Below are 20,273 nucleotides of genomic sequence, written 5' to 3' on the forward strand. Positions count from 1 at the left end.
CCAGCAACTTTGATCTTGATCAAACCGACGCCCTTCCTTGCGGGCACTGCACCGCGAATCGTTGATCTTGATCAAACGCGTTGCACCATCTGCGGCCTAGCCTGAATTGGTACAAGCCAACTCTGGAGATCGGCATGCGCGTGGTACCGAGTACTTGCACGTTTTGCGGGGTAGGGTGCGGCCTTGGGTTACGCATCGAGGATGGCCGCGTCATCGGCGTCGAGCCTCAACCCGGCCACCCGGTCAGCCAGGGCCAGCTCTGTTCCAAGGGCTGGGCCACCAGCTTCGCCATAGACCCGCACAACCGCCTGACCCAGCCGATGATCAAGGAGCATGGACATTTCCGTCCTGCCAGTTGGGACGAGGCGCTGGGTCGGGTCGCCGAGGAGTTTCGCGCCGCGCTGGATGAGCTGGGGCCGGCTGGCGTTGGCGTGATCAGTTGCGCCCGCGCCAGCAACGAGGATAACTACGCCGCGCAGAAATTCGCCCGCGCGGTGCTCAAGACCCACAACATCGATCACTGCGCGCGCATCTGCCACAGCCCCTCGGTGGCCGGCCTGGCACGCACACTCGGTTCCGGGGCGATGACCAACAGCATTGCCGATATCGACGTGGCCGACCTGATCCTGGTGATCGGCGCCGATGTCACCGAGAACCACGCGATGATTGGCGCGCGCATGTTGCGGGCCCAGGCCCGTGGCGCCACCCTGGTGGTGGTCGATCCGCGCAAGACGCGGCTGGCCCGCCTGGCGGACATCCACCTGCAAGTGCAGCTGGGCAGCAATATCGCGTTGCTCAACGGCCTGCTGCAGATCATTTTCGCCAACGGCTGGGAGAACCACGCCTTCCTCGAGGCCCGCTGCGAGGACATCCATCCGTTGCGCCAGCATCTGGCCGGACTGACCCCGGAGCAGACCAGCGCGGCCACCGGCGTGGCGGTGGCCGACCTGCAACGCCTGGCCTTCCTCTACAGCCACGCCAAGGCGGCGTTTACCGCCTATGGCATGGGCATCACCCAGTTCCAGAGCGGCACCAACAACGTCATCGCGGTCTCCAACCTGGCCCTGGTCTGCGGGCAGATCGGCCGCCCCGGCACCGGCATCAATCCGCTGCGCGGGCAGAACAATGTGCAGGGCGCCTGCGACATGGGCTGCCTGCCGAACGTCTACCCCGGCTACCAGGACGTCGCCGACCCGGCGGTGCAGGCCAAGTTCGCCGCGGCCTGGGCCACCGAACTGGCGCAGGCGCCCGGTCTGACCTCCCAGGGCATGCTCAAGGCGGCGCAGGCGGGCGAGCTGCGCGCGCTGCTGATCATGGGCGAGGACCCACTGTTGACCGACCCGGATCAGAACCAGGTGGCCCGCGCCTTCGCGGCCCTGGATTTCCTGGTGGTGATCGAACTCAGCCTGACCGAGACGGCCAAGTGCGCCGATGTGCTGTTGCCGGCCGCCGCGTTCGCCGAGAAGGACGGCACCTTCACCAACTGCGAACGCCGGGTGCAGCGCATCCGCCAGGCCATAGCCGCGCCAGGACTGGCCCGCTGCGATTGGCAGATACTGGCTGAACTGGCCCTGCGCATGGGTTATCCGGGCATGGCCTGGGCCGATGCCGAGGAGGTCTTCGCCGAGATGGCGGCGTTGACCCCAATTTATTCCGCGATCGGCTACCCGGCCCTGGACGCCCAGCATGGCCTGCAATGGCCCTGTGATGCCGCGCATCCGCAGGGTACGGCGATTCTCCACGAGCAGACGTTCCCCCTGGGGCGCGGGCGCCTGTTGCCGGTGACCCAGGTGGCGCCGGACGAATGCCCAGACGCCGAGTATCCGTTTGCCTTTACCACCCACCGCCTGCACTTTCACTACGGTGGCGGCTCGATGACCCGCAAGTCGCCGCTGCTCGAACGCGAGATCCCGGCCGGGCTGCTGTTCATGCACCCGGCCGACGCGGTGAAGCTGGGGCTGCACGATCACCAGGGCGTGCGGGTGAGTTCGCGCCGCGGGTATCTGGAAACCCGTGTGCAGCTCAGCGATGACGTGCCTGCGGGCACCCTGGCCATGCCCTATCACTTCCATGAAGCGCCCTGTAACCGCCTGACCAACGACGCCCAGGACCCGATCAGCAAGATGCCCGAGCTGAAAGCCTGCGCGGTGAGGGTCGAGCCACTACCGTCCGGCCAGGCGCCCAGCGCCCAGGCCGGTAGCCGCGAGGTTCGTCATGCAAGCCTATAGCCTGGATCAACCGGAGCGCCTGCGTGCTCATCTGGCGTTGGAGCACCGATTGTATGAAGTGCGCGACGATGGCCAGGGCGGGTACCACTGGCAAGTGGTCAGCGCCAAGGATTTCGAGGCATTCGACCCCTTGGCCGAACCACCGCCGTTTTCCGCCAAGAGTTTTTTCTTCGCCGAGCGCGAGTTGCTGTTCCGCTTCGACGGTGGACAGTTCTACTCGGCGCTGCCCGCTGTGGTGCCCCAGGTGCTGTTCGGCCTGCATGCCTGTGACCTCAAGGCCGTGGTCTACCAGGATCGCTTCTTCGCCGCAGACCCGCATTACCAGGCGCGCCGCCGCGTCACCCTGCTGGTGGGCGTAGATTGCCTGCACAGCTGTGTCGGCGGTTTCTGCAGCATCGTCGGCAGCGGCCCGACGGTAGGCGAGCAGACCGCCGATCTGATCCTGTTGCCACGCCAGGACGCAACGGCCGACTGGCTGTTGCTGGTCGCCAGCGAGGCCGGCCGCGCCGCCTTGCGCGGCCTGCGCTTGCCGCTTGCCAGCGATGACTGGCAAACCGAGCGTAGCGCCAACGAAGCCTGCGTGGCGGCTGAGCAGGGGCCGCAGCAAGAGATAGTCGACGGCATCCTGTCCCTCAACACCGGGCGAATCGACGCCGATACCTGGGAAGCGCTGGGGCTGCGCTGCCTGGGCTGCTCCGGTTGCACGACGGTGTGCCCGACCTGTTCCTGCTACGCCCCGCTGGACCGTCTCGGCGTGCCGGACAATATGCAGCGCGAACGGGTCTGGGACTCCTGCCTGTACCAGGGCTTCCAGCAAGAGGCCAGTGGGCACAATCCCAGCGTCACGTCGGGGCAGCGGGTGCAGCGCTTCTGGTCGCACAAGTTCGGCGATGGCTTCAAGGCACAATTCGAGGCCTATGGCTGTGTCGGTTGCGGACGCTGTGACCGGGTCTGTCCGGGCGGCATAGGGGTGCACGGGGTGATGCAGAGGGTGGCACAGCCATGATCAATCCAACGCCACGCAAACTGCTGTTGCTCGACCACTACGCGGACGGTGAAGAGGCGCGCCACTTCAGCCTGCGCATCGACAAGCCCTTGGACGGCGATCTGGCGGTGATCCCCGGGCAATTCTTCATGCTCGCGGTGCCAGGCTTCGGCGAAGCGCCGTTCACCTACCTCAGCCTGCCGGACCAGCAGGGTCGCTTCAACGCTCTGGTACGGCGCATGGGCGCACTCACCCAGGCCTTGTTCGAGCAACCAACGGGCGCCGTGCTGGGTTATCGCGGTCCCTTCGGCAAGGGCTGGCCGCTGTTCTTCTGTGCGCGCCGGGTGCTGGTAGTGGCGGGAGGCTGTGGCCTGGTGCCGTTGGCCGGGGTGATCGAAGAAGCCAGCCGGCACCGCCTGCCGGTGCAGCTGAGCGTCATCTATGGCGCACGTAACAGCGCTGCCCAGGTACTGGGCAGCGAGCGCGAGGGCTGGCGGCGGACCCTGCACTTCATCGAAACCTGCGACGAGGCCAAACCGCTCCAGCGCCAGGGCTCGCCGCTGGATCACTTCGACGAACTGTTTGCCGCTGAACCGCCTGAGGCGGTGCTCTGCTGTGGCCCCGAGGCGCTGATGCTGGCGACCGCCGAGGCGTGCGTGCAGCGCGGCATCGCCGCCGACAAGATCTGGCTCTCGCTGGAACGGCGCATGCACTGCGCCGATGGCCTGTGCGGGCATTGCTACCTGGGCACCAGCTACGTCTGCAAGGACGGCCCGACCTACCGTTATGACCGTTATCTGCAATTGCAGGCCGGTGGCTATCGAACATTCATTGCGCAGGATCAGCGGCTCTGTTGAGTCGGCACCCGGGGATTAGTCTATGCGAGCAGCCATCATCGAAAAAACCGCAACGGACCTGCGGGTCAAGCCCAACTGGGATGACAGCCCCGAAGCCCGCGCGGCCTTTTCCTGGGGAGCCCAGGCCAAGGGGTTGGCCGGCCTGCCCGATGGCGGCCTGAACCTGGCCTACGAGGCCGTCGACCGGCATGCCCATGGCCGGCGCAGGCGTCATGTCGCGCTGCGCATCCTCGAGCGCAATGGCGGCCATTGTTCGATCAGCTACGCGCAGCTGAGCAGCCTGAGCAACCGTTTCGCCAATGTCCTGCAGGGGCTTGGCATCGGTGCCGGGGCGCGTCTGTTCGTGCTCTGCGAGCGCGGCCTGGAACTTTACCTGGGGGTGCTTGGTGGCTTGAAGAACGGTTGCGTGGTATCGCCGCTGTTCTGCGCCTTTGGCCCCGAACCGCTGGAAACCCGCCTGCGCCTGGGCGAGGGCAGCGTGTTGCTGACCAGCGAGACCCTCTATAGGCGCAAGATTGCCGGCATCCGCGAGCGGCTGCCGGCGCTCGAGCACGTGCTGTTGTACGACGAAAACGGCGCCACCAGCACCCCGCCGGAGGGCACCCTGAGTTTGCACAAGCTGCTGGCCCTGGCGGCGGAAGACTTCAGCATTGCCCCGACCACTGCCGACAGCCCGGCCTTGCTGCACTTCACCAGCGGCACCACCGGCACGCCCAAGGGCGCCCTGCACGTGCATGGCGCGGTGCTGACCCATTACGTCAGCGGCAAGTACGCCCTCGACCTGCACCCCGATGACATCTACTGGTGCAGCGCCGACCCCGGCTGGGTCACCGGCACCTCCTATGGCATTCTCGCGCCGCTTCTGCTGGGTGTGACCAGCGTGGTCGACCGTGGCGAATTCGATGCCGAGCGCTGGTACAGCATCCTGGAAAAAGAAAAGGTCAGCGTCTGGTACACCGCGCCCACGGCCATTCGCATGTTGATGAAGGCCGGCCCCGAGCTGGCCCAACGGCATAATTTCGCCCAGCTGCGCTTTATCGCCAGTGTCGGCGAGCCGCTCAACCCGGAGGCCGTGTGGTGGGGCAAGGAGGTGCTCGGCAGGCCGATTCACGACAACTGGTGGCAGACCGAGACCGGCGGCATCATGATCGCCAACACCCTGGCCATGCCGATCAAGCCCGGTTCCATGGGCAAGCCGCTGCCAGGCGTCGAGGCGGCCATCGTTACCCGCGGCGAGGACGGCAGCCTGCAACTGCTGGCGGACGAGCAGGTCGGCGAACTGGCGTTGAAGCAACCCTGGCCGGCGCTGTTTCGCACCTACCTGGGCCAGGAGGAGCGCTACCGCCGCTGCTTCGTCGGCGACTGGTACCTGAGTGGCGACCTGGCCCGCCGCGATGCCGACGGCTATTACTGGTTCGTCGGCCGCGAGGACGACGTGATCAAATCGGCGGGCCACCTGATCGGCCCGTTCGAGGTGGAGAGTGCGCTGATGGAGCATCCGGCCGTGGCCGAGGCCGCGGTGATCGGCATTCCCGACGCGTTGCTCGGCGAACTGGTCAAGGCTTTCGTTTCGCTGAAGAGCGGCTTCGTGCCCAGTCAGGCGCTGCACGACGATCTGCTCGGCCATGCGCGCAAGCGTCTTGGCGCCGCGGTGGCGCCCAAGGCGCTGGCGTTCCTGCCGAGCCTGCCGCACACCCGCAGCGGCAAGCTCATGCGCCGCCTGCTCAAGGCCCGTGAACTGGGCCTGCCCGAGGGCGACACCTCGACTCTGGAGAAGCCGGCATGAGCGCGCCCGTACCGTTTGCGCGCGACTTCGCCCTGGCTCTGCTGCGCGACATGCTGCGCATCCGCCGTATGGAGGAGCGCGCGGCCGAGCTGTATGGCGCCGGCAAGATCCGGGGGTTTCTGCACCTGTATATCGGTGAGGAGGCGGTGGCGGTCGGCGCCCTGCATGCTCTGGCGCCCGACGATGCGGTGCTCGCCACCTACCGCGAACACGGCCATGCGCTGATTCAGGGCGTACCGATGACGGCGATCATGGCCGAGATGTATGGCAAGCAGGAAGGCTGCTCGCGCGGGCGCGGCGGCTCGATGCACCTGTTCGACGCCCGAACGCGCTTCTTCGGTGGCAACGCCATCGTCGCCGGCGGCTTGCCGCTGGCCGTCGGCCTGGCCCTGGCCGAGCGCATGCAGGGCGGCAGCCGGCTCGCCGCCTGCTTCTTCGGCGAAGGCGCGATGGCCGAAGGCGCCTTCCACGAAGCGCTCAACCTGGCCGTGCTCTGGCAACTGCCGGTGCTGTTCTGCTGCGAGAACAACCTCTATGCCATGGGCACCGCCCTGGCACGTTCGCAGTCGCAGACCGATCTGTGCGCCAAGGCCGCCGCCTACAAGATCGCCACCCAGGCGGTGGACGGCATGGACGTGGTCGCCGTGCACCAGGCCACCCGCACGGCGGTCGAGCAGGTGCGGGCGGGGCTGGGGCCGTATTTCCTCGAATACCAGACCTATCGTTTCCGTGCCCACTCGATGTTCGACCCCGAGCTGTACCGCGAAAAAGCCGAAGTCGAGCAGTGGAAAGAGCGTGGGCCTATCCTCGCCTACAAGGTCCGGCTGATGGCCGAGGGGTTGCTCGACGAGGCAGGCCTGGCGGCACTCGAGGCCGAGGTGGAGCAGGAGGTGGAAGCCGCGGTGGCTTATGCCGAGGCCGGCAGCCCGGAGCCGCTGGCAGACCTGTGCCGCGATGTCTACACGCCGGCGCCCGAGCCGACGAACCCGGAGGGTGCGCCATGAGCCCGCGCACGACCTACCGCGAAGCGCTGCGCGACGCCTTGCGCGAGGCGTTGCAGCGCGACCCACGGGTGTTTCTGATGGGCGAGGACGTCGGCCGCTATGGCGGCACCTATGCCGTGTCCAAGGGATTGCTGGAGGAGTTCGGTGAGGAACGCATCCGCGACACGCCCTTGTCCGAGCTCGGTTTCGTCGGCGCCGGCATCGGTGCGGCGCTGGGCGGCATGCGGCCGATCGTCGAGGTGATGACGGTGAACTTCAGCCTGCTCGCCCTCGACCCGATCATCAACACCGCCGCGACCCTGCGCCATATGTCCGGCGGCCAGTTCTCGGTACCGCTGGTGCTGCGCATGGCCACCGGCGCCGGGCGCCAGCTGGCGGCCCAGCACTCGCACAGCCTGGAGGGCTGGTACACGCATATTCCCGGCCTGAAGATCCTCGCCCCGGCGACCCTCGAGGACGCCCGCGGCATGCTCTGGCCGGCGTTGCAGGACCCCGATCCGGTACTGATCTTCGAACATGCCCAGCTCTACAACCTCGAAGGCGAGCTGAATCAGGCCGAGCCGGTGGACATCAGCTCGGCGCGGGTGCGCCGCGAGGGCAGCGACCTGAGCCTGATCGCCTACGGCGGCACCCTCGGCAAAGCCCTGGCGGCGGCCGAGCAACTGGCCGGGGAGGGCATCGCCGCCGAGGTCATCGACCTGCGTGTGCTGCGCCCGCTGGACGATGCGACCATTCTCGCCTCGCTGCGCAAGACCCGCCGCGTGCTGGTGGTCGACGAAGGCTGGCGCACTGGCAGCCTGGCCGCCGAGATCATCGCGCGGATCGTCGAGCAGGCGTTCTACGAGCTGGATGCAGCGCCGATGCGGGTGTGCAGCGCCGAGGTGCCGATCCCCTACGCCAAGCACCTGGAACAGGCCGCGCTGCCGCAGGTGCCGGTGATAGTCGCGGCGGCCCATGAGTTGTGCGGCTAACCAGTCGGTAACGGTTTGTAGGAGCGGGGGATGTAGGAGCGGGGGGACGCCTGGTTCCATGCCCGCGATAGCTTTGTGCGCATGGTGCCAGGCATCGCGCCCACCCCGAATCGATTCGACAGGAGCGACGCATGATCGATTTCAAACTGCCATCCCTCGGCGCCGACATGGACGAGGGCACGCTGCTGGAATGGCGGATCAAGCCTGGCGATACGGTCAGGCGCGGCCAGGTGATAGCCGTGGTCGATACCGCCAAGGCCGCAGTCGAGGTGGAGTGCTGGCAAGACGGCGAAGTCTTCGAACTGCTGATCGAACCCGGCGCCAAGGTGCCGGTGGGCACGCCGATCGCCAGTTTGCTGCAGGCCGGGGAAAGCGCCGCAACCGCGCGCCGCCAGGTACCGCCCAAGCCACCTGTTGAGCAGGCTGTACCGGCGCCAAGCACACCGGCCGAAGCCGTGGCGCCGGCCAGCCGGCCTCGGGTTTCCCCGGCGGCGCGCAAGCGTGCCGGCGAACTGGGCCTCGACCCGGCGGCGCTGATCGGCAGCGGGCCGCATGGCGTGGTCACCCTGGAAGACGTCGAAACTGCCGGCCGGGCGCCGGCGCCAACCGAACGCGGCCCGTCCGATCGCCAGGCCGCCATGCGTCAGGCTATCGGCGCGGCCATGAGCCGCTCCAAACGCGAGATCCCGCATTACTATCTCAGCCAAACCATCGCCCTCGGTCAGGCCATGACCTGGCTGCAGGTGCGCAATGCCAGTACCACACCAGAGAATCGACTGTTGCCCGGCGTGCTGCTGCTCAAGGCGGTGGCTCTGGCGCTGCGCGAGCATCCACAGCTCAATGGTTTCTGGCGCGAGGGCGCCTTCCAGCCGGCCGCCGACATCCACCTCGGCGTGGCCATCGCCCTGCGCCAGGGCGGCCTGATTGCGCCGGCGCTGCACGCGGTCGCCGACAAGTCGCTCGACCAATTGATGGGCGAATTCGCCGACCTGGTGCAGCGCGCCCGTAGCGGCTCGTTGCGCAGCTCCGAACTGAGCGACGCCAGCCTCACCGTCACCCAACTCGGCGATCAGGGCGTGGACACGGTGTTCGGGGTGATCTACCCGCCGCAGGTGGCCCTGGTCGGCTTCGGCTGCATCGCCGAGCGGCCCTGGGTCGAGAATGGCCAGCTCTGCGTGATGCCCAGCGTGGTCGCCAGCCTGGCCGCCGATCACCGGGTCAGCGACGGTCACTATGGCGCGCGTTTTCTCGGCGAAGTGCGACGCCTTCTGCAAAGCCCGGACAACCTCTGAGGAGCATGACAGTGGATCGACAACAGCTGCGCCAGCAGGTGCTCGAAGAGTTGCAGCACATCGCGCCGGAGCTCGAGCCAGAGATGTTGCGCAGCGACCGCCCGCTGCGCGCCGAGGTTGACCTCGACTCAATGGACTGGCTGCGTTTTCTCGGCGCCTTGCACCGGCGCCTGGGCGTGAATATCCCCGAGGCCGATTACCACAAGCTGGATAGCCTCGATGCACTGGTCGACTATCTGGAGCCGCGTCTGGCCGCTTCGTCGCCCTGATGCAATAGCAACAGCAGCACTTGATCTGCATCAAACCGAAGTTTGCGGCGGCTGATTAGGGTGAAGCCTCGTTTCTTGGGCGATTCCCTTGCGGAGTCGGAGGAAGCCTTGCGCATGACTACCGACCATATTTCTCCTGACTCGGCTCAAAACACCGCGGCGCTGCCTGCCAGAGGTTTTAGCCGGGTGGTGGCCTGCATTGGCACGGGTGAGCCACTCAGCAGGGTGATCCAGCATGCTATTGCGATGGCCAACAGCCTGTCTGTTCCGCTGCTGTTGCTGCGGGTATTCGTCACTCGCCCAACCGGCGAGGAGCGCCAGGATCCACTCGACTGGGAGATTCGCCGCCGCGAGGCCTACGGCCGAGTGGAAGTCCTGGTCGAACAGTATCGACACCTGTGTGGGGGCATCGAGGCCGAAGTCGTCGAGGGCCAGGCGGCCGAACAGATCAGCCTGTGGGCGCAAAGGCACCCCAACGAGCTGATTGTTCTGGGCTCCCACGGCGAATGGCGGCCGGAAGGCTGGGGACTGGGCGATACGGCGCGCGAAGTGGTCGATCATGTCCCGGGTTCACTGCTGTTAATCCCCTGTTCGGCGCCAAATATGCCGAAAACGGGGTATCGACGCCTGTTGGTGCCGCTCGATGGTTCCTGCCGGGCCGAGAGTGTATTGCCCTTCGCCATGCACCTGGCCAAGGCGCAGCACGCCGAACTGCTGCTGGTGCACGTGGTGCCGCCTACCGCGTTGACTGAAGTAGGGCCGGCCGAAAGTGAAGACGTCGAATTATGCGAACGTCTGCTGCGGCGCAATCAACGGGTTGCCCAGCAGTACCTGGCACGTTTGCAAAGCCGCGCCAGCGAACATGGCCTTATGGTGCGCGCCAGCGTGCTCTGCGAAGACGTGCGCAGCAGCTTGATGCGTATCTCTGCCCAGGAAGGTGTGGATCTGATTGTGCTCTCCGCGCACGGCTGCAGCGGGCGTCTGGATATGCCCTATGGCAGCGTCACCAGCTTCCTCATGACGCATATCCGCCAGCCCTTGCTGGTCATGCGCCAGCAGCCGCCGTTCAACGCCTTCGAGGATGCCGGAGGCGGTCAGTTGGAAATGCGTTTTGCCTTGCAGAGGGTACGGTGAACCTTACTGAACCCGGTCCTCCCAAAGGGTTGCTCGATAGGGTGGCCAGCCAGTTGCGCGAACGCCATCTGCTGGTCGCGGGCCAACCCGGTGATTTGTTGGTGTGGCTGCATATCGATAAGTTGGAGGCATGGCTGCAGGCCGCACAGCGGCATTGCCTCGATCCGGCACCGGAAGTTGCAAAAGCTGCCGAGTGGTTGCTGGACAATGACTACCAGGTGCAGCGCGCGGCACGGCAAATTGGCGAAGATCTACCGCGCGAGTTCTACCGGCGCCTGCCTTGCCTGAGCAATCCGGGCGAGGAGGGTATTCCGCGGATTTTCGCGGTTGCCCAGGGCTATCTGCACGCCTCGCGCCTGCAGTTGTCGCTGCCCGGTGCCGTACAGTTCGTCAGCACCTACCAGGCCGATGCGCCCTTGACCATCGCCGAATTGTGGGCGTTCCCGACCATGCTGCGCCTGGCCTGTGTGGAGATTCTGGTCAGCGCGTTCGGCCGTTTGCTACCGCAGCTGCAGGCGCCCTTCGAACCGACCCGGCATTGCGTCGAGCTGGCCGCCTTCGACGACACCGAATGCGTGGCCCGTGCCTTGGCTAACCTGGGCATCATTGCCGCAATTCCCTGGAAGGATTTCTTCGAACAAAGCAGTCGTGTCGAAGCGACTCTGCGCACCGACCCTGCGGGCGTCTATCCGTATATGGACTTCGACACCCGAGATCGCTACCGCAAGGCACTGGAGGAACTCGCAACAGGCGCGCAGTGCAGCGAGACTGAGGTGGCCGAGCAGGTACTGCAGCACGCCCTGGCCGGCAATCCGGCGGATGCCAGCGGGCATGTCGGTTACTGGCTGATCGGCCCGGGACGCGAGCACTGCGAGAGCGCCCTGAGTTATCGGCCAAGCCTGGCTGCGGCCTGGCGGCGCTGGCTGTTTGGGCATGCCGGACAGTTCTACGCCGCGGCGCTCGGCCTGGCCGGTGGCGTCGCCTTGCTGCTGCCAGCCTGGTATCTGGCACTGGTCGGTGCGACTCCGACGACCTGGGCTCTGGGCATAATGTTGGCCGTGCTACCGGCCTCGGTGCTGAGCATTACCCTGGTGCACTGGCTGGTCACCCTTAACCTGCCGCCACGGGTGCTGCCCAAGCTCGACTTCAGCAAGGCCATCGCCCACAACTGCGCCACGGCCGTTGTGGTACCGGTGCTGCTAGGCAGCACCGACGAAGCCATGGAGGTGCTCGAACAGCTGGAAATGCACTACCTGGCCAACCCGGACCCGCTGCTGCGCTTCGTCCTGCTCAGCGATCATGCCGATGCGCCTGCGCAGCGCATGCCCCACGATGCAGAGCTGGAACAGTTGCTGGTTGAGGGTATTCGCCGGCTCAACCTGCGCCATACCGACAACGATGGCGGGGTTTTTCACCTGTTGCAACGCCCGCGCCGGTACAACCCCGGTGAGGGTTGCTGGATGGGTTGGGAGCGCAAGCGTGGCAAGCTCGAACAGTTAAATCACTACTTGCTGGGCGCCGAGGAGGGCGCTTTCAACCTGCATGAAGGCGACCCTGCGGGCTTGCGCGGCATCCGTTTCGTGGTGACGGTGGATGCCGATACCGGCTTGCCCGCGGGGACGGTCGCGCGGCTGGTCGGTACCCTGGCCCATCCACTCAATGGCGCCGAGTTCGACCCCCTCAGTGGTCGGGTACTGCGTGGTTACACGGTGTTGCAGCCGCGGGTGGAAATCGCCCCGGAACGCGGCAACCGCTCGTTGTTTGCACGGTTTTATACCGGCGACACGGCCATCGATATCTATACCCGGGCGGTTTCCGACGTTTATCAGGATCTGTTCGGCTCCGGCATCTTCGTCGGTAAGGGCATCTACGAGGTCGCGCCTTTCCAGCGCAGCCTGGAAGGCCGCATCCCGGAAAACAGCCTGGTCAGCCACGACCTGTTCGAAGGTATCCACGGCCGCGCCGGGCTGGTCAGCGACATCGTGCTCTACGAGGGTTTCCCTGCGTCCTACCTCGACTATGCCCGCCGGCAGCATCGCTGGCTGCGCGGCGACTGGCAATTGCTGCCCTGGTTGTGGCGCAAGGTGCCGGCCAGCGATGGCTCCAGGCTGAGCAATCGCCTGCGCCCGCTCGACTGCTGGAAGATACTCGACAACCTGCGCCGCAGCCTGATTCCACTGTCACTGGTAGCCCTGGTGACGGCCGGTTGGCTGTGGTTGCCCGGCTCGCCCTGGGTCTGGACCCTGCTGGCCGTGGCCACACCGGGGGCCTCACTATTCACCGACCTGGTCACAGGCCTGGCAGCCGGACGCCGGCGCGGTGCAGTTAAAGGCATGTTCAGGCGCTTGCGTGACCATGCTGGGCGCTGGTTTTTGGCATTGGTATTTCTGGTCAACGATGCAGTGATTGCACTCGATGCGCTGGGCCGTACCCTCTGGCGACTCATGGTCTCGCGTCAACACTTGCTCGAATGGACCACTGCTGCGCACCAGGCACGGATGCTCACCGAGCGCGGCTCGCGCGCTTATGTCTGGCGGCACATGTGGGGGTCGCCGGTATTTGCCATGCTGCTGGGCAGCCTGCTGGTGCTGCTCAATCCAGCTGCATTGCTGCCTGCCGCGCCCTTGTTGCTGCTCTGGCTGCTGGCCCCGGAAATCGCCCTGGGCATTGCCAAGCCACGCCGGCCGGTCGTGGTTGAGCTGGATCAGACCCAGCGCACCTTCCTCCGCCAACTGGCGCGACGTACCTGGCTGTTCTTCGAAACCTTCGTCGGCCCCGACGACAACTGGCTCCCCCCGGATAATTATCAGGAAGAGCCCTACAGGGAGATCGCCCACCGCACTTCGCCGACCAATATCGGCATGCTGTTTCTGTCCACCCTAGCGGCGGCGGACCTGGGTTATGTCGGCGCCAGCGACCTGTCCACCCGCATCCGCCGCGGTCTGGACACCCTGCAACAGCTCGAACGTTACCGTGGCCACTGGCTCAACTGGTACGACACACGCCTGTTGAGTCCGTTGGAACCACGCTATGTCTCGACCGTCGACAGCGGCAATCTGGCGGTCTGCCTGTTGACCCTGCAACGCGGCTGTCTCGAAATCGCCTGCGGTACAGCGCTGCGCGAGCAACGCTGGGCAGGTCTGGTGGACGCGGTCGAGCTGCTGCGCGCCGCCCTGAGTATGGTCGAGCATGCCGAGGTGCAGGAGTACTTGGCGGCCTTTGTCAGCGAGTGCCAGCAAGCCAGTGGCAATGCGCTCGGTCTGGACGCGTTGCAAGAGCAGGAAAGCGTGTTGCGGGTGGCGATAACCCAGGCCATCACCCGCCAGCAGGGGTTGAGCGTCCAGCAGCTCAAGGAGATCCAGTGCTGGCTTGAGCGTATCCATCATCACCTGCTCGATATCCGCCGCGACCGCGAGCGTCTGCAGCCCTGGCAGAGCCTGCTGGAAGCGCCGCTGCCAGGCCGCAGGCAGTTGGTAGCGCAACTCGCCGCCTGCCTGCCGACAAGCATGAGCATGAGCGAAGTCGCCACCGCCTGCATTGAAGCTCAGGCCTTGCTGGCCAGCTTCGTTGCGACCGACGAGGCTGATCAACACTGGCAGAGTGAACTCAAGCTGGCGCTGGACAACGGCTGCCAGGCACAACAGCGGCTGCGGCAGCGTCTGTTGGAGGACGCCGCGCGGGCCGAGGCGATGGCCTTGGGCATGGACTTCAGGCCGCTCTACGATGAGCAGTCGCGGCTGTTCCACATTGGCTACAACCTCAGTGCCGACCGCCTCGACAATCACCATTACGACCTGCTGGCGAGCGAGGCGCGACTGGCCAGCTATTTCGCCATCATGAAAGGCGATGTGCCCCTTGAACACTGGTTCAGCCTCGGCCGGCCACTGGCGCAGATGGCCGGCGGGCTGTCCTTGCTGTCCTGGAATGGCTCGATGTTCGAGTACCTGATGCCGCCGTTACTGCTGCCCAGCCATGCCGGCTCCCTGCTCGGGCAGAGCGAGCGTGCCGCCGTCGAGGTGCAACGTCAGCATGGCCGCGACAAGGGCGTGCCCTGGGGCATTTCCGAGTCGGCCTTCGCTTCGCGCGACCCTGAACACCGCTACCGTTACCGGGCCTTCGGGGTGCCCGGGCTGGGCTTGCGCCGCGAACAGGCGCGCGACCTGGTGGTGGCGCCCTATGCGACGGCGCTGGCCCTGGCTGTCAACCCGGCCGCCGCACTGGATAATCTGCTGGTGCTGCAACGCCTCGGCCTGATCGGCAGCTACGGACTCTACGAGGCGGCAGACTACAGCGCTGAGCGGGTTGCCAGTGGCCGGCAATTCACGGTCGTGCGCGCATTCATGGCCCATCACCAAGGCATGATTCTCGCGGCGCTGGACAACGCCCTCTGCGCCGATGTGCTGGTGCGGCGTTTTCGCGAAGAGCCGCGGGTGCGGATCATGGAGCTATTGCTGCATGAGCGCGTCCCGCAGGAACTGCCTGCACAAGCTCAGCGCATTGAGGCGCGGCAGGTGCCTGCCAACAGTCGGGTGGCACCACCGCATGCCTGGGTGCCCAAGAACGCCGAGCTGTTTCCCCAGGTTCATGTCCTCGGCAACGGCCGCCTGTGCAGTTGGATATCCACGGCCGGTGGCGGCGGGCTGAGCTGGCATAAGCACGCGCTGACACGCTGGCAGGGCGATGCCACCCGCGACAGCCAGGGGGTGTGGATCTACCTGCGCGACGAGCAGAGCGGGGCGCTGTGGTCGGCTGGCCGACAGCCGACCGGCGTATTGTCCGAGCATGAGCAGGTGGTCTTCCATCCGCACATGGCGGAATTCCAGCGTTACGATCATGGCATCCGCCTGCGCATGGAAGTCGCAGTCGCCGCCGCCGACGACCTGGAAATCCGCCGCCTGACCCTGAGCAACGAGAGCGATCGACAGCGCACCCTGCAACTGACCAGCTACGGCGAAGTGGTCCTGGCGCCGCCGCTCGATGACGAGCGTCACCCGGCATTCAGCAAGCTGTTCGTCGGCAGCGAGTATCTCCCGCAGCTGCATGCCTTGCTGTTTACCCGGCGGGCGCGCCATCCCGGGGAAAAACCGCCGCTGCTCCTGCATCGCCTGGTGATCGACGACCCGCGCATGGCGGTGGTGAGCTTTGACAGCGACCGGCACAGCGTCCTCGGTCGCCACGGCGATGAGCGCCAGCCACAAGGCGTCCTTCACGGGCTAAGGGGTAACAGCGGCTGGACGCTCGACCCGGTAATGGCCCTGCAGCTGGGCCTGGTGCTCGAACCCGGCGAGCACCGGCAGTTGGCCTTCCTGACCCTGGCCGGCGGCTCACGGCAGTCGCTGCTTGAACACGCCGAGCGCTATTCCACCCTGGCCGCGCTGGAATGGGCTTTTGCCGATGCGGCCAGCGAGGCCAGCCGGGAAGCGCGCCAACTGGGCCTGGAACCGGCCTGGCTGGTGGAGTTGCAACTGCTTGCATCCTTGCTGCTGCATCCACATCCGACCCTGCGCGGCGCAGCGACGACCCGGCTGGGCAATCGTCTGGGCCAGCCGCGGCTGTGGGGCATGGGCATCTCCGGCGATCGACCGCTGCTGCTGTTGCGCATCGGCCATGGCGAAGAAACCGGCCTGCTGCGCACCCTGGTGCGCGGCCAGCGTTTCTGGCGGCGCCACGGCCTGCATGTCGATCTGCTGGTGTTACGCCTGGGCGCCTCCAGCTACGCCGAACCGCTGCGCGAACAATTGCACGCGTTGCTGCAGGAAGCCGGGGGGCAGGATGAGTTACCCAGGCACAGCGGCGGCGTGCACCTGCTGTTCGCCGATCAGTTGCCGGCCGACGAAATCGGCCTGCTCGAAAGCGCCGCGCGGGTGGTGCTCGACGAGTCGGCCGGAACGTTGGCCGAGCAACTGCAGGCCGCCATGCTGCCGCGGCCGTCGCTGCCGCCGTTCAGTGGCACGGGCCGGGCGTTAGCGGATGTCGACAGGCCCTTGCCGCGGCCGAGCGATCTGCGTGCGGATAACGGCCTTGGCGGCTTCAGCGCCGATGGCCGCGACTACCTGATTCACCTCGATGCGGACCAGCGCACCCCGGCCCCCTGGTGCAACGTGCTGGCCAACCAGGGCTTCGGCAGCATCGTCAGCGAGGCCGGCCTGGGTTTCAGCTGGGCGCTGAACAGCGGCGAGAATCGCCTGACGCCGTGGAGCAACGACCCGCTGGCCGACTGTGCCGGTGAGGCGCTATATCTGCGCGACGAGGAAACCGCGGCGATCTGGACCACTACGCCATTGCCGGCAGGCCAGGGCAGTGCCTGCCAGATTCGCCACGGCGCGGGCTACAGCAGTTGGCGGCGCAACAGCCAGGGCCTGGAGCAGGAGCTGCTGGTCTTCGTGGCCCTGGAGGATCCGCTGAAGATCGTCCGCCTGCGTCTGCACAATGTCAGCCCGCGGCCACGGCGGGTCACTGCGACCTACTACGCCGAATGGCTGCTCGGGGCGTTGCGTAGCACGGCGCGGCCCCATGTGGTCTGTGAATATGCGCGCGACAGTCATGCGCTGTTGGCGCGCAACCCATGGAACCCGGAGTTTGCCGAGCGGGTCGCGTTCCTCAGCGCCAACCGCCCGCCACACAGCCTGACCGCCGACCGTCAGGATTTCCTCGGTCTGGCCGGCCATCCAAGCCGTCCCGCCGGGCTGCAACGCTGGGCGCTGGGCGGACGGATCGAGCCGGGTGACGACCCCTGTGCCGCGTTCCAGGTGCACCTGGACATCGCCGCCGGTGCCACCGTCGAGGTGGTGTTCCTGCTCGGCCAGGGCAGCGATCGCGAGCAGGCCACGGCATTGGCCCGCCACTGGCAGCAGGAGGGCCAGGTCGAGCAGGCCCTGGCCCAGGTCACCCAGCACTGGGATCGCCTGCTAGGCGCGGTTCAGGTGCAGACCCCCGATCCGGCCTTCGATCTGCTGGTCAATCGCTGGCTGCTTTACCAGACCCAGGCCTCGCGCATTCTGGCCCGCGCCGGCTTCTATCAGGCCGGTGGCGCCATCGGCTACCGCGATCAGTTGCAGGACGTGCTGGCCCTGTTGCACTCCGACCCGCAACGCGCCCGCGCGCATATCCTCGCCTGCGCCGCTCACCAGTTCGAGGAGGGCGACGTCCTGCACTGGTGGCATCCACCGCAGGATCGTGGCGTGCGCAGCCGCTGCTCGGATGATCTGCTGTGGTTGCCCTACGTCACCAGCCAGTACGTCGAGGCTACCGGTGACCGGAGCATCCTCGACGAACAGCTGGCGTTTCTCCAGGCGCCGCCGCTGGCCGCTGACGAACACGATCGCTACGCGCGCTACCTGCCTGGCGGCCAGCTTTACTCGCTCTACGAACACTGCAAGCGGGCGTTGCAGCACGGCAACACCCGGGGCAGCCATGGCCTGCCGTTGATCGGCAGCGGTGACTGGAACGACGGCATGGACCGCCTCGGTCGCGATGGCCGTGGCGAGAGCGTCTGGCTCGGCTGGTTCGCGGTGGCGACGATGAAGGGTTTTGCCGGCTTGGCCGAACGTCAGGCCTGCTTCGATGAGCAGATCTACTGGATCAAAGCGGCCCAGGCGCTGACCCGGCAGATCAATGAGGTGGCCTGGGACGGCGACTGGTACCTGCGCGCCCTGGACGACGAAGGCCGGCCCCTGGGCAGCCACGTGGACGATGAGTGCAAAATCGACTCGATCTCGCAGTCCTGGGCGGTGCTGTCCGGTGGGCATGCCAACCCCCGGGCGCGACACGCCGTCGAACAGGCCGCCGCCCAGTTGATCAGCCAGCAGCACCGGCTGATCCGCCTGCTCTGGCCACCGTTCGCCAATACCCAACGGGAACCCGGCTATATCAAGGCCTACCCACCCGGTATCCGCGAGAATGGCGGCCAGTACAGCCATGCCGCCGCCTGGCTGGGCATCGCCTTTGCCGAACTTGGCGATGCCGCGGGTGCCTGGCGGATTTTCCAGCTGATGAACCCGATCCACCAGACCGACAGCCCCGAGCGGCTGGCGCGCTACCGGGTCGAGCCCTATGTGCTGGCGGCCGATATCGCCAGCGTCGCGCCCCATTGCGGGCGCGGCGGCTGGACCTGGTACAGCGGCTCGGCGGCCTGGACCTGGCGCCTGGCCATCGAGTCGATCCTCGGCCTGCGCCTGCGCGAAGGGCGGCTGGCGATTGCGCCTTGCCTGCCGCCAGGCTGGCCGGGTTTCAGCGCGCAGATCCAGGGCGAACAGGGCGCGCTGCGCATAGTGGTGGAGAAAATCACCAGTACCGAAACCGGCTGGCCGCGTATGACCCTCAATGGCCAACCGCTGCTGGAAGAAACCGTGGCGTTCCCCCGCGACGGCTCCACCGCCGAGGTCAGGGTCTGGCTGTACTAGCGCCCGGATCGGGCTCGCCACCACATCCTACAGACCTACAAAACCGTGTTCACTCCAGCGCCTGTGTTCCTTCAGTCGCGCTGCCAGTGGATGCTGACGTGGGTCTGGTCATCGTCGTAATGGTATTTGGTCTGGCCCTTGTAGGCTGAATCCAGGGCGTGACCGATGCGATTGGCCAGGTGGATACCGGTGGTGGTGACTTGCACGACATCATCCTGGGTCGTCACGTCGATGAGACGTTCCATGGCGTGCTCGGCCTTTTCCAGTGTCTCGGTGTTGTGGATCAGGTTGAGGATTTCGTCGTGATGGGCCTGCAGAAATTCCCCTGACAAGGTCAGGGTGCCCGCCGGAACCTTGTCTTCAATGCGCCGGCAAGCCGGACAGACAACCTCCGTGACATCGGCAGGGAGGCTGGTTTGTGGGGTTTGCCAGGCCCAGCTGCCGGCTTGATAAAGCGCGCTGCATCTGGGGCAGACCGCGGTACCAGCACTGCGCGGGCTGAGGGTTGGATCGTGCCGGTTGGGGCTGAACAGTTTGTTTTTCTGACTCTGCTGATACTTGTCCATGACATTCTCCGCGACGCAAAAACAGTGGATTGAGGGCTGGCTTGGAGACCAGGCTCGACAAGCCGCCACCTGTTATCTGTTTGCACCGATTTGCGCCAAGGCATCTTGATGTACATCAACGCGAGTCGCGGATGGCCTGGGAGCACCAGCAGCGCTGACAGGCGGTGCGTTGCCCGGCTGTCTGGCGGGCATCCAGTCAGCCGCCGTGGCGCAGCACCTCGATGCGAAACGCCTGCTCATAAGGCGGCACGTTGCATTCGATGATGTCGCCGGGGGCGATCTGCAGGCGCACGCCGACGATATCGGCATGCACCGGCTGGGTGCAGACGCAGCGATCGACCAGCACCGCTGCACGCACCCGCTGGGCCCCGAGGCGCGACAGATAGGCGCAGGTGCGCAACAGCGAGTGGCCTTCATATAGCACGTCATCGACCACCAGCAGGGTGGTGCTGGACAAGTCCAGCGCGGCCAGTTCGGGGCTCTCGGTCAGTGCGGTTTGCGCATGCAGCAGGCTGAGGTCATCGGCGTAGCGTTTGACCTTGAGCGCATACAGGGGCAATTCGGCTTGCCCGGTGAGTTGCGCCAGCTGCTGTTGCAGCAGGCGCGCCAATGGCTCGCCACGGCGCAGGATGCCCACCAGCGCACTCTGTCCGGGCGGTAACAGGGCCGCAGCCTGGTGGGCCATGCTGCGCACGATGGCGGCGAGTTCTTCGCTGTTGTACAGGCATAGCCTTTGCCCGGTGGATTTTCTCTGCATGGGGGTTGCCTCCATCTGAACG

12 protein-coding genes are annotated in these 20,273 nt (G+C 66.2%); 10 read left to right on the plus strand and 2 right to left on the minus strand.

Translation table 11 applies throughout. The features are described 5' to 3' along the window. Nucleotides 1-134: 134 nt before the first annotated feature. The 10 genes from fdhF (at nucleotide 135) to R3355_RS09935 (ending at nucleotide 18,928) form a co-directional block, all read left to right on the plus strand. Entirely contained in the window at nucleotides 135-2,228 is a 2,094-nt protein-coding gene (gene fdhF / locus R3355_RS09890) for a formate dehydrogenase subunit alpha (RefSeq protein WP_318961039.1), read from the plus strand. Beyond that, nucleotides 2,215-3,234, plus strand: coding sequence for a 4Fe-4S dicluster domain-containing protein (locus tag R3355_RS09895; RefSeq protein ID WP_318961040.1), 1,020 nt, complete (start codon nucleotides 2,215-2,217; stop codon nucleotides 3,232-3,234). The genes fdhF and R3355_RS09895 overlap by 14 nt, the downstream gene beginning before the upstream one ends. Continuing rightward, the gene (locus tag R3355_RS09900) at nucleotides 3,231-4,070 is read left to right on the plus strand and encodes an FAD/NAD(P)-binding protein (RefSeq protein WP_318961041.1); all 840 of its coding nucleotides are present in this window, start codon (nucleotides 3,231-3,233) and stop codon (nucleotides 4,068-4,070) included. Before R3355_RS09895 ends, R3355_RS09900 begins: the two co-directional genes overlap by 4 nt. A gap of 22 nt (nucleotides 4,071-4,092) precedes the next feature. Continuing rightward, nucleotides 4,093-5,856 (plus strand): acetate--CoA ligase, encoded by a 1,764-nt coding sequence (gene acsA, locus R3355_RS09905; RefSeq protein ID WP_318961042.1) that lies wholly within the window; start codon nucleotides 4,093-4,095, stop codon nucleotides 5,854-5,856. Beyond that, entirely contained in the window at nucleotides 5,853-6,860 is a 1,008-nt protein-coding gene (gene pdhA / locus R3355_RS09910; protein WP_318961043.1) for a pyruvate dehydrogenase (acetyl-transferring) E1 component subunit alpha, read from the plus strand. The genes acsA and pdhA overlap by 4 nt, the downstream gene beginning before the upstream one ends. Continuing rightward, complete coding sequence (locus R3355_RS09915; protein ID WP_318961044.1) at nucleotides 6,857-7,831, plus strand: alpha-ketoacid dehydrogenase subunit beta; 975 nt, start codon at nucleotides 6,857-6,859, stop codon at nucleotides 7,829-7,831. The genes pdhA and R3355_RS09915 overlap by 4 nt, the downstream gene beginning before the upstream one ends. A gap of 131 nt (nucleotides 7,832-7,962) precedes the next feature. Then, nucleotides 7,963-9,123, plus strand: a complete 1,161-nt coding sequence (locus R3355_RS09920; protein WP_318961045.1) for a dihydrolipoamide acetyltransferase family protein — start codon at nucleotides 7,963-7,965, stop codon at nucleotides 9,121-9,123. A gap of 11 nt (nucleotides 9,124-9,134) precedes the next feature. Continuing rightward, nucleotides 9,135-9,392 (plus strand): acyl carrier protein, encoded by a 258-nt coding sequence (locus tag R3355_RS09925; RefSeq protein ID WP_318961046.1) that lies wholly within the window; start codon nucleotides 9,135-9,137, stop codon nucleotides 9,390-9,392. Nucleotides 9,393-9,506: 114 nt separating this feature from the next. Beyond that, nucleotides 9,507-10,526, plus strand: coding sequence for a universal stress protein (locus R3355_RS09930; RefSeq protein WP_318961047.1), 1,020 nt, complete (start codon nucleotides 9,507-9,509; stop codon nucleotides 10,524-10,526). Further along, nucleotides 10,523-18,928 (plus strand): GH36-type glycosyl hydrolase domain-containing protein, encoded by an 8,406-nt coding sequence (locus tag R3355_RS09935; protein ID WP_318961048.1) that lies wholly within the window; start codon nucleotides 10,523-10,525, stop codon nucleotides 18,926-18,928. Before R3355_RS09930 ends, R3355_RS09935 begins: the two co-directional genes overlap by 4 nt. Nucleotides 18,929-18,999: 71 nt before the next feature. Here the strand turns inward: R3355_RS09935 and R3355_RS09940 are convergent, their stop codons facing one another. Then, nucleotides 19,000-19,494, minus strand: a complete 495-nt coding sequence (locus tag R3355_RS09940) for a BCAM0308 family protein (RefSeq protein WP_318961049.1) — start codon at nucleotides 19,492-19,494, stop codon at nucleotides 19,000-19,002. A 196-nt stretch (nucleotides 19,495-19,690) separates the two neighbouring features. After that, nucleotides 19,691-20,251, minus strand: a complete 561-nt coding sequence (locus R3355_RS09945; protein ID WP_318961050.1) for a phosphoribosyltransferase family protein — start codon at nucleotides 20,249-20,251, stop codon at nucleotides 19,691-19,693. Nucleotides 20,252-20,273: the final 22 nt, after the last annotated feature.

It is taken from the genome of Pseudomonas sp., assembly GCF_033723075.1.
Taxonomy (GTDB): Bacteria; Pseudomonadota; Gammaproteobacteria; order Pseudomonadales; family Pseudomonadaceae; genus Aquipseudomonas.

Bases quoted from the DNA above. Each gene is read 5' to 3' on its own strand.
- fdhF (WP_318961039.1), top strand. From the start codon at position 135: ATGCGCGTGGTACCGAGTACTTGCACGTTTTGCGGGGTAGGGTGCGGC.
- R3355_RS09895 (WP_318961040.1), top strand. From the start codon at position 2,215: ATGCAAGCCTATAGCCTGGATCAACCGGAGCGCCTGCGTGCTCATCTG.
- R3355_RS09900 (WP_318961041.1), top strand. From the start codon at position 3,231: ATGATCAATCCAACGCCACGCAAACTGCTGTTGCTCGACCACTACGCG.
- acsA (WP_318961042.1), top strand. From the start codon at position 4,093: ATGCGAGCAGCCATCATCGAAAAAACCGCAACGGACCTGCGGGTCAAG.
- pdhA (WP_318961043.1), top strand. From the start codon at position 5,853: ATGAGCGCGCCCGTACCGTTTGCGCGCGACTTCGCCCTGGCTCTGCTG.
- R3355_RS09915 (WP_318961044.1), top strand. From the start codon at position 6,857: ATGAGCCCGCGCACGACCTACCGCGAAGCGCTGCGCGACGCCTTGCGC.
- R3355_RS09920 (WP_318961045.1), top strand. From the start codon at position 7,963: ATGATCGATTTCAAACTGCCATCCCTCGGCGCCGACATGGACGAGGGC.
- R3355_RS09930 (WP_318961047.1), top strand. From the start codon at position 9,507: ATGACTACCGACCATATTTCTCCTGACTCGGCTCAAAACACCGCGGCG.
- R3355_RS09940 (WP_318961049.1), bottom strand. From the start codon at position 19,494: ATGGACAAGTATCAGCAGAGTCAGAAAAACAAACTGTTCAGCCCCAAC.
- R3355_RS09945 (WP_318961050.1), bottom strand. From the start codon at position 20,251: ATGCAGAGAAAATCCACCGGGCAAAGGCTATGCCTGTACAACAGCGAA.